The sequence below is a fragment of the Streptomyces sp. NRRL S-244 genome, from assembly GCF_000717915.1.
Classification (GTDB): Bacteria; Actinomycetota; Actinomycetes; order Streptomycetales; family Streptomycetaceae; genus Streptomyces.
The window spans coordinates 14,400-29,733 of the sequence record NZ_JOCX01000034.1 but is presented as its reverse complement, the minus strand read 5'-3'; the positions used below and the strand labels follow the sequence as shown (position 1 = coordinate 29,733).

At 73.4% G+C, this 15,334-nt stretch carries 12 protein-coding genes; 3 read left to right on the top strand and 9 right to left on the bottom strand.

Going from position 1 to position 15,334, the window contains the following annotated elements:
* Position 1: 1 nt before the first annotated feature.
* Positions 2 to 1,603 carry an NADH-quinone oxidoreductase subunit M gene (locus tag IF02_RS0128685; protein WP_030161987.1) on the top strand — a complete coding sequence of 534 codons (1,602 nt, stop codon included), beginning with the start codon at positions 2 to 4 and terminating at the stop codon, positions 1,601 to 1,603.
* Between the two features lie 5 nt (positions 1,604 to 1,608).
* Positions 1,609 to 3,255, top strand: coding sequence for an NADH-quinone oxidoreductase subunit NuoN (gene nuoN / locus IF02_RS0128680; RefSeq protein ID WP_030161985.1), 1,647 nt, complete (start codon positions 1,609 to 1,611; stop codon positions 3,253 to 3,255).
* Between the two features lie 55 nt (positions 3,256 to 3,310).
* On the opposite strand, the gene IF02_RS0128675 is transcribed toward nuoN, so the two are convergent.
* From IF02_RS0128675 to fahA, 8 genes are all read right to left on the bottom strand, one after another.
* Positions 3,311 to 3,739, bottom strand: a complete 429-nt coding sequence (locus IF02_RS0128675) for a hypothetical protein (RefSeq protein ID WP_030161983.1) — start codon at positions 3,737 to 3,739, stop codon at positions 3,311 to 3,313.
* 90 nt (positions 3,740 to 3,829) lie between these two features.
* On the bottom strand, positions 3,830 to 6,607 hold the full coding sequence (locus IF02_RS0128670) for a fumarate reductase/succinate dehydrogenase flavoprotein subunit (protein WP_030161980.1): 2,778 nt from the start codon (positions 6,605 to 6,607) through the stop codon (positions 3,830 to 3,832).
* 103 nt (positions 6,608 to 6,710) lie between these two features.
* Entirely contained in the window at positions 6,711 to 7,478 is a 768-nt protein-coding gene (locus IF02_RS0128665) for an ABC transporter ATP-binding protein (RefSeq protein ID WP_030161978.1), read from the bottom strand.
* A gap of 49 nt (positions 7,479 to 7,527) precedes the next feature.
* The gene (locus IF02_RS0128660; RefSeq protein WP_199809296.1) at positions 7,528 to 8,400 is read right to left on the bottom strand and encodes an ABC transporter permease; all 873 of its coding nucleotides are present in this window, start codon (positions 8,398 to 8,400) and stop codon (positions 7,528 to 7,530) included.
* Positions 8,397 to 9,761, bottom strand: coding sequence for an ABC transporter substrate-binding protein (locus IF02_RS0128655; RefSeq protein WP_030161974.1), 1,365 nt, complete (start codon positions 9,759 to 9,761; stop codon positions 8,397 to 8,399). Before IF02_RS0128655 ends, IF02_RS0128660 begins: the two co-directional genes overlap by 4 nt.
* A gap of 23 nt (positions 9,762 to 9,784) precedes the next feature.
* Positions 9,785 to 10,012: a 4Fe-4S dicluster domain-containing protein gene (locus tag IF02_RS0128650; protein ID WP_030011381.1), complete on the bottom strand. Its 228-nt coding sequence runs from the start codon at positions 10,010 to 10,012 to the stop codon at positions 9,785 to 9,787.
* A 32-nt stretch (positions 10,013 to 10,044) separates the two neighbouring features.
* Positions 10,045 to 10,815 carry a GntR family transcriptional regulator gene (locus tag IF02_RS0128645; protein ID WP_199809295.1) on the bottom strand — a complete coding sequence of 257 codons (771 nt, stop codon included), beginning with the start codon at positions 10,813 to 10,815 and terminating at the stop codon, positions 10,045 to 10,047.
* Between the two features lie 151 nt (positions 10,816 to 10,966).
* Positions 10,967 to 12,205 carry a fumarylacetoacetase gene (fahA, locus tag IF02_RS0128640; protein WP_030161970.1) on the bottom strand — a complete coding sequence of 413 codons (1,239 nt, stop codon included), beginning with the start codon at positions 12,203 to 12,205 and terminating at the stop codon, positions 10,967 to 10,969.
* 140 nt (positions 12,206 to 12,345) lie between these two features.
* Between fahA and IF02_RS0128635 the strand changes: the two genes are divergently transcribed.
* A complete protein-coding gene (locus IF02_RS0128635) occupies positions 12,346 to 13,143 on the top strand; it encodes an HAD family hydrolase (protein ID WP_030161968.1) in 798 nt (265 codons plus the stop codon).
* 142 nt (positions 13,144 to 13,285) lie between these two features.
* Here IF02_RS0128635 and IF02_RS0128630 read toward each other — a convergent pair whose 3' ends face one another.
* Entirely contained in the window at positions 13,286 to 15,322 is a 2,037-nt protein-coding gene (locus IF02_RS0128630) for a CocE/NonD family hydrolase (protein ID WP_030161966.1), read from the bottom strand.
* Between the last annotated feature and the right edge of the window lie 12 nt (positions 15,323 to 15,334).

Genomic DNA, 15,334 nt, shown 5'->3' with positions numbered 1-15,334 from the left:
GATGAGTTTCCCGCTTCTGACGGTGACGGCCGTGGTCCCCGCGGTCGGCGCCGTCCTGACGGCGGCCGTCCCGGCCGCCCGCAGGACCGCCGCCAAGTGGCTGGCGCTGCTCTTCTCCCTGGCGACGCTGGCGCTGGCCGTGCTCGTCGCGGTCCGCTTCGAGCCCGGTGGCGCCCGCTACCAGCTCACCGAATCGCATGCCTGGATCCCCGACTTCGGCGTCCGCTACGAACTGGGCGTCGACGGCATCGGGGTGGCGCTGATCGCGCTGACCGCGGTGCTGATCCCGTTCGTGATCGGGGCCGGCTGGCACGACGCCGACCCGCTGGAGGGGGAATCCCCGGCGAGCTCGCGCTGGCGGCCGACGCAGGGCTTCTTCGCCCTGATCCTGCTGGTCGAGGCGATGGTGGTCATCTCCTTCGAGGCCACCGACGTCTTCCTCTTCTACATCTTCTTCGAAGCCATGCTCATCCCGATGTACTTCCTCATCGGCGGCTTCGGGGACCGGGCGCACGCCGGGTCCGATGAGAACGCGGCCGCGCAGCGCTCGTACGCGGCGGTCAAGTTCCTCCTCTACAACCTGGTCGGCGGCCTGATCATGCTGGCCGCGGTCATCGGCCTGTACGTGGTCGCCGGGAGCTTCTCGCTCCAGGAGATCACCGCCGCCCGCGCCGCGGGCACGCTCGACATGGCGACCAACACCGAGCGGCTGCTCTTCCTCGGCTTCTTCTTCGCCTTCGCGGTGAAGGCCCCGCTGTGGCCGCTGCACACCTGGCTGCCGAACGCGATGGGTGAGGCCACCGCCCCGGTCGCCGTCCTGATCACCGCGGTCGTCGACAAGGTCGGCACGTTCGCGATGCTCCGCTTCTGCCTCGGGCTGTTCCCCGACGCCAGCAAGTGGGCCACGCCGGTGATCCTCGTCCTGGCCCTGATCAGCATCGTCTACGGCGCGCTGGTCGCGGTCGGGCAGCGGGACATCAAGCGGCTGGTCGCGTACGCGTCGATCTCCCACTTCGGGTTCATCATCATGGGCATCTTCGCGATGACCTCCCAGGGGCAGTCGGGCGCCACGCTCTACATGGTCAACCACGGGATCTCGACGGCCGCGCTGATGCTGGTGGCCGGCTTCCTGATCTCGCGCCGCGGCTCCCGGCTCATCGCCGACTACGGCGGCGTGCAGAAGGTGGCCCCGGTACTGGCCGGCACCTTCCTGATCGGCGGCCTCGCCACCCTGTCGCTGCCGGGCCTCGCGCCCTTCGTCAGTGAATTCCTGGTCCTGGTCGGCACGTTCGCCCGGTACCCCGTCATCGGCATCATCGCCACCATCGGCATCGTGCTCGCCGCGCTCTACACCCTGGTGCTCTACCAGCGCACGATGACCGGCCCCGTGAAGGAGGAGGTCCGCACCATGCCGGACCTGCGCCTGCGCGAGGTGCTGGTGGTCGCCCCGCTGATCGTGCTGCTGATCGGGCTGGGCGTGTACCCGAAGCCGCTCACCCAGATCGTCAACCCGGCGGTGGAGCACACCATGTCCGACGTACACGAGAAGGACCCGAAGCCACAGGTGGCCGTCGAGGCCAAGAACGGGGAGGCGGCGAAGTGAGCACGATGGCTGCTGCCCAAGGGCTGCTGACACTGGCGGCCGGGGAGCCGGTCGACCGGATCCCGGCCCCGCACATCGAGTACGCGCAGCTCGCGCCCACGCTGATCGTGGTGGGCGCGGCGGTCCTCGGAGTCCTCGTCGAGGCCTTCGTCCCGCGCAAGTCCCGCTACTACGTCCAGGTGTTCCTCGCCGTCGCCGCGCTGGCCTCGGCCTTCGCGGCGGTCGTCGGCCTCGCCGCCGGCGGGTACGGCAGCGACAAGGCGCACATCGCGGCGATGGGCGCCGTGGCCGTGGACGGCCCGGCGCTGTTCCTCCAGGGCATCATCCTGCTGTCCGCGATCGTCGCGGTCTTCACCTTCGCCGAGCGGCGCCTGGACCCGGCCGCCCACGGCAACCGGGTGGACTCCTTCGCCGCGCAGGCGGCGTCCGTACCGGGCAGCGAGAGCGAGAAGGCCGCCGTCAAGGCGGGCTTCACCACCACCGAGGTCTTCCCGCTGGCACTGTTCGCGGTCTCCGGCATGCTGGTCTTCCCGGCCGCCAACGACCTGCTGACGCTGTTCGTGGCCCTGGAGGTCTTCTCCCTCCCGCTGTACCTGCTGTGCGCCGTCGCCCGCCGCCAGCGGCTGATGTCGCAGGAGGCGGCGGTCAAGTACTTCCTGCTCGGCGCCTTCTCCTCGGCCTTCCTCCTCTTCGGCATCGCCCTGGTCTACGGGTACGCGGGCTCGGTCTCGTACGCGGCGATCGCCGACGTGGTCGACGGCACGGTCACCAAGATCGACCCGGCGCTCGCCGACACCATGGGCAACGACGCGCTGCTGCTGATCGGCGGGGCGCTGATCCTGACGGGCCTGCTCTTCAAGGTCGGCGCGGTCCCGTTCCACATGTGGACCCCGGACGTCTACCAGGGCGCCCCGACCCCGGTCACGGGCTTCATGGCGGCGGCGACGAAGGTGGCCGCGTTCGGCGCGCTGCTCCGGCTGCTGTACGTGGTCCTCCCGGGCCTGCGGTGGGACTGGCGGCCGGTGATGTGGGGCGTGGCGATCCTGACGATGCTGGCGGGCGCCGTGATCGCGGTGACCCAGACCGACGTCAAGCGGCTGCTGGCGTACTCCTCGATCGCGCACGCGGGCTTCATCCTGGCCGGTGTGATCGCCACGTCGGCCGAGGGCGTCCAGTCCGTCCTCTTCTACCTGGGCGCGTACTCCTTCGTGACGATCGGCGCGTTCGCGGTGGTCACGCTGGTGCGGGACGCGGGCGGCGAGGCCACGCACCTGTCCAAGTGGGCGGGCCTGGGGCGCCGTTCGCCGCTGACGGCGGCGGTCTTCGCGGTGTTCCTGCTGGCCTTCGCCGGCATCCCGCTGACGTCGGGCTTCTCCGGGAAGTTCGCCGTGTTCAAGGCGGCGGCGGAGGGCGGCGCCGGGGTGCTGGTCGTGGTCGGTGTGATCTCGTCCGCGATCGCCGCGTTCTTCTACATCCGGGTGATCGTCCTGATGTTCTTCAGCGAGCCGAAGGCGGACGGCCCGACGGTGGCCGTCCCCTCGCCGCTGACGATGACGACGATCGCGGTGGGCGTGGCCGTCACCCTGGTCCTGGGCGTGGCCCCGCAGTACTTCCTGGACCTGGCGGGTCAGGCGAGCACGTTCGTCCGCTGACCGGCTTGTCCCTGGGCCCGGCTCCCTTGGGGGAGCCGGGCCCAGCTGCGTTTCCTCACCGGGCGGCCGTGAGGTCGAGGTCGATGCCGCACGGCACCGCAACCTTGAGCCGGTCGCGGAAGATGCCGGTGGCCACGTACGCCTTGGTGGCCGGGTCGAGTTCGTAGACGTAGACCACGGCTCGGCCGTCGTTGTTCTCCAGCCGCCAGAAGTGCGGGATCTCGGCGCGGGCGTACGTGAGCGGCTTGCTGTGCCGGTCGCGCATGACCTCCAGCCCCGGTGGGATCAGCGCCTCGAGGCGGTGGTTGATGAAGCCGACCGTCCGCATGTGGAAGAGGGTCTGTGGACTCCTGAAGACCAGGCTTCCGTCGATCAGTTCGGTGTGCGGCGGCAAGTCGGGGAGAAGGTCGAGGTCGTCTCCCGTCCAGCCGGCCGTAGGGGGGATCGGCCAGCGATATGCCGACTCGAGGTCCTCGGGTTCCATGCGGGGGAGTCTCCCGGGCTCGCCGGAGTATCGCCGGAGATCCTTCCGGGCCCGTCCACACGTGTGAACGGGCCCGGAATGTTGACCCCGTCAGTGGCGACTGGCATATGCGCGGACATCCGCGTCGGGGTCGGAGGCGGCGCCGGCCAGGGCCGTGCGGGCCTCCGGGGCGGTGCGGTGGGCGCGGAGGGAGAGGACGGCGGCCTTGCGGACGTCCGCGTTGTCGTCCTTCAGGGCCGCGGCGAGGGCGGCGACGGCCGTGGCGGGGTCGGCCGCCGAGAGGGCGGTGGCCGCGCCCGCGCGGACCTGCCAGGCCGGGTCGGCCAGGGCCGCGACGGCCGTCGCGGCGTACGGCCCGCGGCAGCCCGTGGCGGCCAGCGCCGCCAGGGCCGCGGCCCGGACCAGCGGGTCCGGGTCCGCGAGGAGGGGGTCCAGTGGGGCGGGGGCGGGGGCGTGCACCGCCGCGAGCCCCTTGGCCACCGCGACCCGGACCTCCCGGGCCGGGTCCGCCGCGGCCCGCGCGAGGGCCGCGACGGCGTCCACCGAGACCAGCGCCCGTACGGCGTGGATACGGACCTCCGGGTCGGGGTCCGCCAGGGACTCCGCGTACAGGCCGGCGCCGCCGAGCCGCAGCGCGCGCAGGGCCTCCAGGGCGGCGGCGCGCACCACCGGGTCCGGTACGGGGAGCGCCGCGCGCAGGGCGGCCCCGAGCTCCGGGTCCCCGGGCAGCACCTCCAGCAGCTCCCGCAGCGCGGCCGCGGCGGCGGCCCGTACCGCGGGATCGGCGTCGCCGAGACGGGCCGCCAGCTCCGGGCCCGCGCCCGCCGGAACGGTTTCGCCGATCGCCGTCACCGCGGCGGCCCGTACGGCCGGATCGGGGTCGGTGAGGTACGGGCGCAGGACCGCCAGGTCCGGGGACTCCTCGGCCAGGGCCAGGAGTTCGAGGATCCGGGGCGAGGCGCCGCCGGCCTCCCCGGCCCCGACCCCGGAACCGGCGCTGGCCCCGCCCCCGGGGCTGGCCCCGTCTCCGGCACCGGCAGGGGAGGCCTCGGAGGGCGCCGCGGGTTCCGGACCCCGGCCCGGGACCGGAGCGCTCGCGCGCGGCCCCGCCGTCGCCACGCCGACCAGTTCGACCTCGCCCAGGTGGCGGGACGGGCCGCCCGGCGGGGCGAATTCGGGAACGGGGACCACGTACGGCTCCACCGGGCGGGCCGTGAACTCCATCGCCCCCGAAGCCGACTTGCGCAGGTCCAGGTGGTGCAGCCAGGCCGGGTCGGCGCGCTCCGGGTGGTCGAGCCGCTCGTGGTACAGGCCCCAGCGGGATTCGGTCCGCGCCAGCGAGGCCCGCGCCGCCATCTCCGCGCAGTCCCGGATGAACGACACCTCCGCGCACCGCATGAGCTCGTGCGCCGTCCGCGCCCCCATCTCCTCGATCTCGCGGCCCATCCGGGTGAAGGCCTCCACGGCCAGCGACAGCTTCGCGCCCGTCTTCGGCGGGGCCACGTAGTCGTTGACGAACCGTCGCAGCTTGTACTCCACCTGCGGCTGCGGCGGCCCGTCCGGCCGGCGCAGCGGCCGGTAGACCAGCTCGTGCGCCGCCGCCACCTGCTCCGCCGGGAGCGGGCCCTCGTACGCGGTGTACTGCGCCGCGTCCTCGCCGGCCAGGTCGCCGAAGACGAACGCCCCGATCATGTAGTTGTGCGGTACGGAGGCCAGGTCGCCGGCCGCGTACAGCCGCGGGACGGTGGTGCGCGCGTGGTCGTCGACGCGCACGCCCGACGCCGAGTGGCCCCCGCACAGTCCGATCTCCGAGATGTGCATCTCGATGTCGTGCGTGCGGTAGTCGTGGCCTCGGCCCTCGTGGAAGGTGCCGCGGGTCGGCCGCTCGGTGGTGTGCAGGATCGATTCGAGGGCGGAGACCGACTCCTCCGGGAGGTGGCTGAGCTTCAGGTACACCGGCCCCCGGTCCGAGGCGAGTTCGGCCGCGAACTCCGACATCATCTGCCCCGACCAGTAGTCGGAGTCGACGAACCGCTCCCCGTGCCGGTTGACCTGGTAGCCGCCGAAGGGGTTCGCGACGTACGCGCACGCCGGTCCGTTGTAGTCCTTGATCAGCGGGTTGATCTGGAAGCACTCGATCCCGGTGAGGGCCGCGCCCGCGTGGTAGGCCATGGCGTAGCCGTCACCGGCGTTGGTGGGGTTCTCGTACGTCCCGTACAGGTACCCGGAGGCGGGGAGTCCGAGCCGGCCGCAGGGGCCGGTCGCGAGGATCACGGCGCCGGCGCGGACCGTCACGAAGGCGCCGGTACGGGTGTTGAACGCGGCGGCGCCGACGGCCCGGCCGTCCTCGGGCGAGGTGAGGACCCGTACCGGCATCACCCGGTTCTCGATCCGGATCCGCTCGCGCATCTCGCGGCGGCGCAGCTGCCGGTAGAGGACCTTCTTGACGTCCTTGCCCTCCGGCATGGGCAGCACGTACGAGCCGGAGCGGTGGACGCGGCGGACCGCGTACTCGCCGTGCTCGTCCTTCTCGAACTTCACGCCGTACGACTCCAGGCGCTGCACCATCGCGAAGCCGCGCCTGGCGGTCTGGCGGACCGTGGACTGGTCGACGACGCCGTCGTTGGCGCGGGTGATCTCGGCGACGTAGTCGTCGGGCTCGGCGCGGCCGGGGACGACCGCGTTGTTGACCCCGTCCATGCCCATCGCGAGGGCGCCGGAGTGGCGTACGTGCGCCTTCTCCAGCAGCAGGACCCGCGCGCCGCGGCCGGCGGCGGTCAGGGCCGCCATGGTGCCGGCGGTGCCGCCGCCGATGACGAGGACGTCGCAGGAGAGTTCCTCGGCGTCGGCGAGTGCGGGGATGTCCATGGTGGGGGTTGCCCTTCGGGGGTCGGTCAGAGGTCAGAGGCCAGCGGCCAGCGGCCAGCGGCCAGCGGCCAGCGGCCAGCGGCCAGCGGCCGGAGGTCAGAGTTCAGAGGGAGGAGAGGATCTGGGCACGGAGGGCGGAGTGATCGGCGGTCCGGTCGCGCGGGGCCGGTACGTCGAGCACGGTGCCGGTGGCGAGGAGCGCGACGCGGTCCGCGACGAACAGGGCCTCGTCCACGTCGTGGGTGACGAAGACGACGGTCGCGCCGGTGCCGGCGAGGACGTCGACCAGGAGGTCCTGCATCCCGGCGCGGGTCTGGGCGTCGAGCGCGCCGAAGGGCTCGTCCATGAGGACGGCGCGGGGGCGGGCGGCGAGGGCGCGGGCGAGCTGGACGCGCTGGCGCTGGCCGCCGGAGAGCTGGTGGGGAAGCTTGAGGGCGTGGTCGGCGAGTCCGACGCGCGCCAGCCAGTCCTCGGCGCTCCGGCGCCGCTCGGCGCGGGGCACGCGGCGGATGAGGAGGGGGAGTTCGACGTTGGCCCGTACGGTGCGCCAGGGGAGGAGGGCGTCGTCCTGGAACACGAGCGCGCGGTCGGCGTCGGGGCGGGTGATCGGGGTTCCGTCCTGCGTGACGGTGCCGGCGAGCGGGGGCAGGAGCCCGGCGAGGGTGCGGAGCAGGGTGGACTTCCCGCACCCGGAGGGCCCGACGACGGCCAGCACCTCGCCGGGCCGGATGCCGAGGTCGAGCCGGTCCAGGACGGCCGGGCCCCCGGCCCGGCCGAGCCGGACGGCCTGGAGGCGGAGGGCGGCGCCGGGCGGTGCGGAAGCCGCGGTGGCGGGGACGCGGGTGGTGGGTGGGGCCGCATGTGCGGACATCGGGGGACCTCCTGTGCGTAGTCGAATGCCGGCCGCCAGGCACGCGGGCTTACGGAACGGCCGGCTCCGAGGCCGGCCGGCGGGGGCTCGGGTTCGGGCTCGGGTTCGGCCTCGGGTTCGGGCTCGGGTTCGGGCTCGGGTTCGGGGCGGAGCCTGCGGCGCGGGTCGGGAGCCAGCGGGTCAGGAGCCGTCCCAGCCGCTCCACCGCCGTCGACGTCAGCCAGCCCAGGGCGCCGATCGTGGCCATGCCGACGAAGACCCCCGGGTAGTCCACCACCGTGTAGTCCTGCCAGGTGCGGTAGCCGACGCCGTACTCACCCGAGATCATCTCCGCCGAGATCACGCAGATCCACGACACCCCGATCCCGACCGACAAGCCCCCGAAGACGCCGGGGAGGGAGCCCGGCAGGACCACCGACAGCAGTACGCGCCCCCGCCTCGCCCCCATCGTGAGGGCTGCCTCCTCCCAGACCGGCGACAGCGCCGCCACCGCGTGGCGGGTGGAGACCAGCACCGGGAAGAACGCCGCCGCGCACGTGATGAACACGATCCCCTGCTCGTTCGAGGGGAAGAGCAGGATCGCCACCGGGACCAGCGCGATGGCCGGGATCGGGCGCACGACCTCCAGGACCGGGCCGAGCACGTCCGCCGCCACCCGCGAGCGGGCGATCGCCGTGCCCACCACCACCCCCAGGGCAGCCGCCAGCGCGAAGCCCGACACGATCCTGCGCAGGCTGGAGAAGACGTCCTCCCAGTACGGAGCCGCCGACGCCCGCTCCGCCAGCTTCGACGCCACCTCCGTCACCGTCGGGAACTGCCCGAAGCGGAGCCAGAATTCGACATCCAGCGAAGTCAGCAGCTGCCACGCCACCAGGGCCGCCCCGAGCGAAGCCAGCCGCAGCAGCCTGCGCCCCGGAGTCACGACGCGATGCCTTCGGCTTCGGCGAAGCCCACGATCCGCGCCCCGGACCCCCCGTGCCGGTCGACGTACGACTTCGCGCCCGCCGGCGTGACGAACGCCCGCAGCTCGGCGCCCTCCGCCACCCACACCGCCTTGTCGGCGAACCACGGGGTCCCGGTCACCGCGTCCGGCACGTACGCCGCCCGGACCGCCGCCGCGCCCGCGCCCTTCAGGGCCTTCAGCAGGGCCGCCGGGGTGTCGAACGTCCGCGTCGCCGGCTCGTTCCTCAGCCACAGCTCGGGGCGGGCGGGCGCCGCCGCCGGGTAGCCGGCCTGCGGCACGGCCCGCTTCAGCGGCGCCGGGTCCACGAACGCGTCCACGTCCACGTCCCCGACCAGCTTCGCGTCCTTGAGGACCGGTACGTCCTCCTTCAGCGCAGCCAGCAGCTCCGGCCGCAGCGCCGGGTCGAAGGTCGCGATCCCGTTCGCGCCGTTGTACAGGTACACGACCTCCGGCGGCAGCCCGGTCTCCTTCGCCACCGACTCCGCCGCCGCGACCGGCCGCGTCCGCAGGTACTCCGTCGCCTTGTGCTGCGCCCGCAGGAAGTCGTCCAGCACGCCGGCCCGCTGCGCCGCGAACTTCTGCCGCACCGTGACCCCGTGGAACGTCGGCAGGTTCAGCTCGGCGCCGTCGTACAGGGCCTTGGCCTTCCCCTCGTACGCGAGCTGCCCGGGCCAGGCCACGAACTGCGACAGCGCGTCCGCGCTGCCCGCCTGGAGGGCCGAAGCCCCCACGCTGGGCTGCTGGTTGAGCTTCTGGATGCCGCTCGCGGGATCGATCCCGGCGCGCTGGAGGGCCCGTACGAGGGTCCCGTCGGCGGCCGAGCCGACCGAGGTCGACACCTTCTTGCCGCGCAGATCGGCCAGCGAGGCGTACGTCGCGCCGGGCGCGGTGACGATGGTGTTGAGGCCGCCGCGCAGGTTGTAGCCGGTCACGGAGACGAGCCGGGTGGGCTGCCCCAGCTCCTTGCCGCGCGCCGCGTTGATCAGCAGCGGGAAGTCGCCCATCGAGCCGATGTCGATCTTCCCGGCGGTCATCTGGGCGGTGATGGGCGCGCCCGTGGCGTAGTCCTGCCAGTCCACCTTGTACGTGACGCCGTCCCGCCCGCCGCGCTCCGCGAGCTCCTGCTCGAAGTAGCCGAGGGAGCGCAACAGGGTGCCGGCGGTCACGGTGTTGATGGTCTTGGACTGGTAGCCGACGGTCACCGTCACGGTCTTGGGGCCGTCCGCCCCGGACGCGCCCCCGCCGCACCCGCCGGTCAGCGGAACGAGGAGCGCGGAGAGGGCGAGGGCGAGGGCGAAGGACGGTCTCGGACTGCGCATCGGAACAGGGCCTTTCACCGGGGTCACCGGAGCAGGTAGGGCATGTTGACGGTCACCGCGCCCGTGGGGCAGCGGGCGGCGCACGGGCCGCAGTACCAGCACTCGTCGACGTGCATGTACGCCTTGCCGTTGTCCTCGCGGATCGCGAGCGAGTCGAGCGGGCACATGTCGACGCAGAGGGTGCAGCCGTCGATGCACAGGGACTCGTCGATGGTCACGGGCACGTCGCCGCGCTGGGGGACCACAGGCATGGCTGTCTCCAGGAAGGTGGGTACGCAGGGGGTCAGAGGGAGCGGTGCAGCAGGCCGCTCATGGTGATCCGGTCGCCGCGGAAGCGGATGAACTCCAGGTCCACGGGCCGGCCGTCGCCCAGATGGGTGAGCCGCTCCAGCATCAGCACGGCGGCCCCGCGCGGGGCCTGCAGTACGGCGGCGGAGTGCGCGTCGGCGTTGACGGCCTCCAGGGTGATCTCGGCGTGGCCGAGGGGCTGCCCGGTCAGGGACTCCAGCAGCCGGAAGACGTCGGTGTTCTCCAGGTCGCAGCCGAGCAGTTCGGCGCCGATGTCGAGGGGGATGTACGTGAGGTCGAGGGAGAGCGGCAGCCCGTTCAGCCGCCGCAGCCGCTCGATGTAGAGCACGTCGGCGTTCTCGGGGAGCCCCAGCCGGCCGGCGACGGGGGCGGGGGCGCGCACCGGGCCGACCGTGCGGACCTCGTTGGTCACCCGGCCGTGCTCGTGCAGGGTCTCGGCCAGGCCCTGGAGGCGGTCGAGGCCGTGCGGGTACTTCTCGCAGACGACGACGGTCCCGACCCCCGGCCGGCGTTCGACGAGCCGCTCGCCGCGCAGCAGGTCGAGGGCCTGGCGGACGGTGTTGCGGCCGGCTCCGTACTCGGCGGCGAGGACGTCCTCCAGCGGGAGGACCCCGCCGGGGTAGCCGCCGGCCAGGATCTGGTGGCGCAGCAGGTCGGCGAGCTGTCGCGCCTGGTCCGCGCGCAGTCGCCGCCGGCGCGCGGCGGCGACCGGGACGGTGTGCTCACGGGTGCGTTCGGCTGGCATGGCACGGAACATACCGACGGGCCCCGGCCGGTGGTGTTGCCGCAGTGTTGCGCCACCGCCGGGGCTCAGCAGCAGGGCTGTGACCTGCTACGACGCCGGGGTGGCGGAAAGTTCCGCCACCCCGGTGGTGTCCCTCGTCCCGAGGGGCGGACTAGCGGGATCCCACAATGCGGCCGGTGACCTCGCCGAGGCCGACGCGGGTGCCGCCCGGGCCCGGAGCCCAGGCGGTGAGGGTGACGGTGTCGCCGTCCTCGAGGAAGGTGCGCTTGCCGTCGGCGAGCTCGATGGCGTCGCGGCCGTTCCACGTCAGCTCCAGCAGCGAGCCGCGCTGGCCGACCTCGGGGCCGCTGACCGTGCCCGAGCCGTAGACGTCGCCGGTGCGCAGGGAGGCGCCGTTGACCGTCATGTGCGCGAGCTGCTGGGCGGCGGTCCAGTACATCGTCGCGAACGGCGGCTGCGCGACCTCCTGCCCGTTGATGGAGACGGTGATGCGCAGGTCGAAGCCGCCGGGCCGGTCGGCTTCGGCGTCGTCGAGGTACGGCAGCAGCGGGAAGTCGCGGGCGGGCGGGGCGACCCGGGCCGCCTCCAGGGCCTCCAGCGGGGTGACCCAGGCGGAGACGGAGGTGGCGAAGGACTTGCCGAGGAAGGGGCCGAGCGGCACGTACTCCCAGGCCTGGATGTCGCGCGCCGACCAGTCGTTGAGCAGGAACAGCCCGAAGACGTGGTCCTCGAAGTCGGCCAGCGGCACCGGGCGGCCCTGCTCGGACGGGGTGCCGACGACGAAGCCGACCTCCGCCTCGATGTCGAGCTTGACGGACGGGCCGAAGACGGGCGCCGCGTCGGCCGGGGCCTTGCGCTGCCCGGAGGGGCGTACGACGTCCGTCCCCGAGACCACGATCGTGCCCGACCGGCCGTGGTAACCGATCGGCAGGTGCTTCCAGTTGGGGGTCAGCGCCTCGCCGTCCGGGCGGAAGATGTGGCCCACGTTGGTGGCGTGGTGCTCGCTCGCGTAGAAGTCGACGTAGTCGGCGACCTCGTACGGCAGGTGCAGGGTGACGGCGTCGAGCGGGAGGAGGTGCGGCTCGACGGTCTCGCGGTGGCCGGGGTCGGTCACCCACGCGGTCAGCGCGCGGCGCACGTCGCGCCAGGCGGTGCGGCCGGCGGCGAGGAGCGGGTTGAGCGAGGACTGCCCGAGCAGCGCGGCGTACGGGGAGCCGAGCGCGGCCGCGGCCGCCCCCGCGTCGAGCACGTGTCCGCCGATGCGCACGCCGATGCGACGGCGGCCGGGCTCCGCGGAGGTGGGTCCGGGGGTGGAGAAGACGCCGTACGGGAGGTTGTGCGGCCCGAACGGGTCGCCCTCGGGGACATCGAGGGGGCTCTGCTGGGGCATGGGGTACTGCCTCGCTTTCGATGCGGTCCGGGGGTGTCCCGGGGGCTGGTTGATACGTTACGTGGCCAGTGGGGCCGGTGGGAGGCCGGATTCGGGCTCTATTTGTAGGACTTGTCCAAAGGGGTCCGTATCCTTGCGCCGTGACTTCCGCCCCGCCTTCGGCCCTCCCGTTCGCCTTGATCGCCACTGACCTGGACGGAACCCTGCTGCGCGCCGGAGACACCGTCTCCGCCCGCTCGTACGCGGCGCTCGCGACGGCGCGCGCCGCGGGTGCCCAGCACATCATCGTCACCGGACGCCCCGTTCCGCAGGTCCGCCATGTACTCGACGACCTTGGGTACACGGGGCTCGCGGTGTGCGGGCAGGGCGCGCAGGTGTACGACACGGCGGCCGCGCGCCTGTTGCACTCCGTCGCGCTGGACCGGGAGCTGGCCGAGGTGGCGCTCGGGAAGATCGAGGCGGAGATCGGCGAGGTGTACGCGGCGGTCAACCAGGAGGGGGTGGACGCCGAGATGCTGATAGGGCCGGGCTACCGGATGTGGCACCCGCACCTGCCGACGGTCCGGGTGCCCGGGCGCGGCGACCTGTGGGCCGCACCGATCAACAAGGTGCTGCTCCAGCACCCGGAGCTGGACGACGACGAGCTGACGCGGGTCGCGCGTGCGGTGGTCGGGGACCTGGTGAACGTGACCATGGCGGGGGAGCACACGGTGGAGCTCCAGCCGCCGGGCGTCAGCAAGGGGAGCGGACTGGCGCTGGCGGCGGAGGCGCTGGGGGTCGGCCCGTCGTCGACGATCGCCTTCGGCGACATGCCGAACGACATCCCGATGTTCGCGTGGGCGGCGCACGGCGTGGCCATGGCCAACGCCCACCGCGAACTGATCGCCGTGGCCGACGAACTGACCCTCTCCAACGAACAGGGCCTCTTCCCGGTCTGAGTCCGCCCCCGCCGGCACCCCGGCACCCCGGCCCTCGGCCCCGGCGGCACCCCGGCCCCGCCGGCACCCCGGCCCGCCGGCACCCCGGCCCCGCCTGTCGGACCGCCCCCGCCCGCCGGCCTCCCGGCCCGGGCAGCCGGCGTCACCCCGCCGCGCGGGGCAGCCGCCGCTCCCACGTCCGGTGGAAGACGACCTCCTCCCCCTCCCGGCACACCACCTCGTTCGAGGTCACGAACCCACCCTCGTCGCACGAGATCTCCGACCGGGTCTCGATACGGGCGTCCCACCCCAACTCGGGCCGGTGCAACCGGATCCGCCACTCGGAGCGGGTCCGGGCCGACAGCGGATCCGCCGAGTCGATCTCGTAGACCTCCTCCGCGTCCTCCGCGTACTCCAGCCCGTCCGGATACACCCGCGTCCCCCCGTACCGCGGGTCCACCTCCAGCCGCCACCGCCCGCGCGCCACGTCCCGTACGACCAGCCGCTCCGGCCGCGGCTCGTCCAGCGTGGCCGGATACGACACCCCCAGCGGCTCCGCCTGCTCCGGCGGCTCGAAGACGATCTCCGGGCCGGAGGCGTCCGCTCCCGCGGCCCGGACCGGCAGGACCACCGAACTCCCCGCCGGATCCAGCGTCCACCCCGCCTGCGACCCGGCCCGCGGCCAGATCCACGGCCAGTACGCGGAGGACAGCGCGAGCCGGATCCGGTGGCCCGCGGCGAACCGGTGCCCGATGCCGTTCAGCTCGAAGACGACGTCCTCGTACGCGCCCACCGGCCACGGCACCGCCTTGTCCCGGCCCAGCCGGGCCGAGAGGTTCAGCGCGCCCCGCGTCACCAGCGTCGAGGACCCGTCGGGCGCCACGTCGCACAGCCGCGCCACCACCTGCCCGTACGGGACGTCCATCCGCAGCCGGGCCGTCACCTGCGCGCGGCCCAGGACCTCCACCGGCTCGCGCCCCACCGGGAACTCGAAGCAGGCCGACTTCGCGTCCTCCTCGCGCTGGTCCGGCGGCAGGTCCGCGTCGTTGCCGAACGGGAAGAACCGCCCCGCGTCCAGCCCCGTGTGCTGCGGGGAGGCCACGGCCACCGGCGCGCCCTGGAGCGCGTACGTGACCGGGGTGACGGCGGGGGAGGGCCACTCGGCGTCCCCGACCCAGCGCCCCGGCAGCACCTCGTACGTGGTCGCCGGAGGGTGGGACTCCGAGATCCAGGACCGCAGCAGCGGCTCCTCCATCACCCCGTTCTCCGCGCCCTTCAGCCAGTGGTCCCACCACCGCAGGGTCTCCTGGAGGAACCCGATCGCCGGCCCGGGCGGCAGCCCCCGGTCCGGGTACTGGTGCGACCACGGGCCGATCAGCCCCCGCACCCGGTCGGCGGGCAGGTGCGAGACCAGCCGCAGCACCGTGTCCCGGTACGGGTCGTGCCAGCCGCCGACCGCCAGCACGGCCGCACCGATCGCCGGGTAGTCCTCGCAGACGCTGCCGTGGCGCCAGTAGCCGTCCCGCGTCTGGTGCGCCAGCCACGTGTTGATCAGGGGTTCGACGGATTCCAGCCGCGCGAGCCACTGCTCCCGCCAGCCGTCGCCGACGAACAGCGGGTCCGGCGGCCGCGCCGCGAAGGCCAGCATGGTCGCCGCCCACGCGTGCATGTCCACGGCCAGCACCGAGCCGCCCATGTAGTGGACGTCGTTGTCGTACCGGTCGTCCGTCGAGCAGACCGTGACGACCGCCTTGAGCGCCTCGGGGGCCTGCGCCGCGATCTGGAGGGAGTTGAACCCGCCCCACGAGATCCCGAACATCCCCACCGACCCCGTGCACCACGGCTGCGCCGCCAGCCACTCCACCACCGCCGTCCCGTCGGCCAGTTCCCGCGCGTCGTACTCGTCGCCCGGGTTCCCGCCGCTGCAGCCGTGTCCCCGTACGTCCACCCGGACGGAGGCGTAGCCGTGGCCCGCGTACCAGGGGTGGCGCTGCCAGTCGCGGGGCGCGGTCCAGTCGGTCAGCCGGTACGGCAGGTACTCCAGCAGCGCCGGGACCGGCTCGTCGGTCAGCGGGCGCCAGATCCGGGCGTACAGCTCCACCCCTCCCCCAGAGCCTTCGGCCTGGGAGGTGCCCCCAGGCATCGGGATCCGGACATCCTCGTGCGTCGTCTCGTACGGGAAATCGGTACGGATGATCATGCGGGAACCACC

Excerpts from the sequence above, each read along its gene's own strand:
- IF02_RS0128685 (WP_030161987.1), top strand. The coding sequence starts at position 2 with ATGAGTTTCCCGCTTCTGACGGTGACGGCCGTGGTCCCCGCGGTCGGC.
- nuoN (WP_030161985.1), top strand. The coding sequence starts at position 1,609 with ATGGCTGCTGCCCAAGGGCTGCTGACACTGGCGGCCGGGGAGCCGGTC.
- IF02_RS0128675 (WP_030161983.1), bottom strand. The coding sequence starts at position 3,739 with ATGGAACCCGAGGACCTCGAGTCGGCATATCGCTGGCCGATCCCCCCT.
- IF02_RS0128670 (WP_030161980.1), bottom strand. The coding sequence starts at position 6,607 with ATGGACATCCCCGCACTCGCCGACGCCGAGGAACTCTCCTGCGACGTC.
- IF02_RS0128665 (WP_030161978.1), bottom strand. The coding sequence starts at position 7,478 with ATGTCCGCACATGCGGCCCCACCCACCACCCGCGTCCCCGCCACCGCG.
- IF02_RS0128655 (WP_030161974.1), bottom strand. The coding sequence starts at position 9,761 with ATGCGCAGTCCGAGACCGTCCTTCGCCCTCGCCCTCGCCCTCTCCGCG.
- IF02_RS0128650 (WP_030011381.1), bottom strand. The coding sequence starts at position 10,012 with ATGCCTGTGGTCCCCCAGCGCGGCGACGTGCCCGTGACCATCGACGAG.
- IF02_RS0128645 (WP_199809295.1), bottom strand. The coding sequence starts at position 10,815 with ATGCCAGCCGAACGCACCCGTGAGCACACCGTCCCGGTCGCCGCCGCG.
- fahA (WP_030161970.1), bottom strand. The coding sequence starts at position 12,205 with ATGCCCCAGCAGAGCCCCCTCGATGTCCCCGAGGGCGACCCGTTCGGG.
- IF02_RS0128630 (WP_030161966.1), bottom strand. The coding sequence starts at position 15,322 with ATGATCATCCGTACCGATTTCCCGTACGAGACGACGCACGAGGATGTC.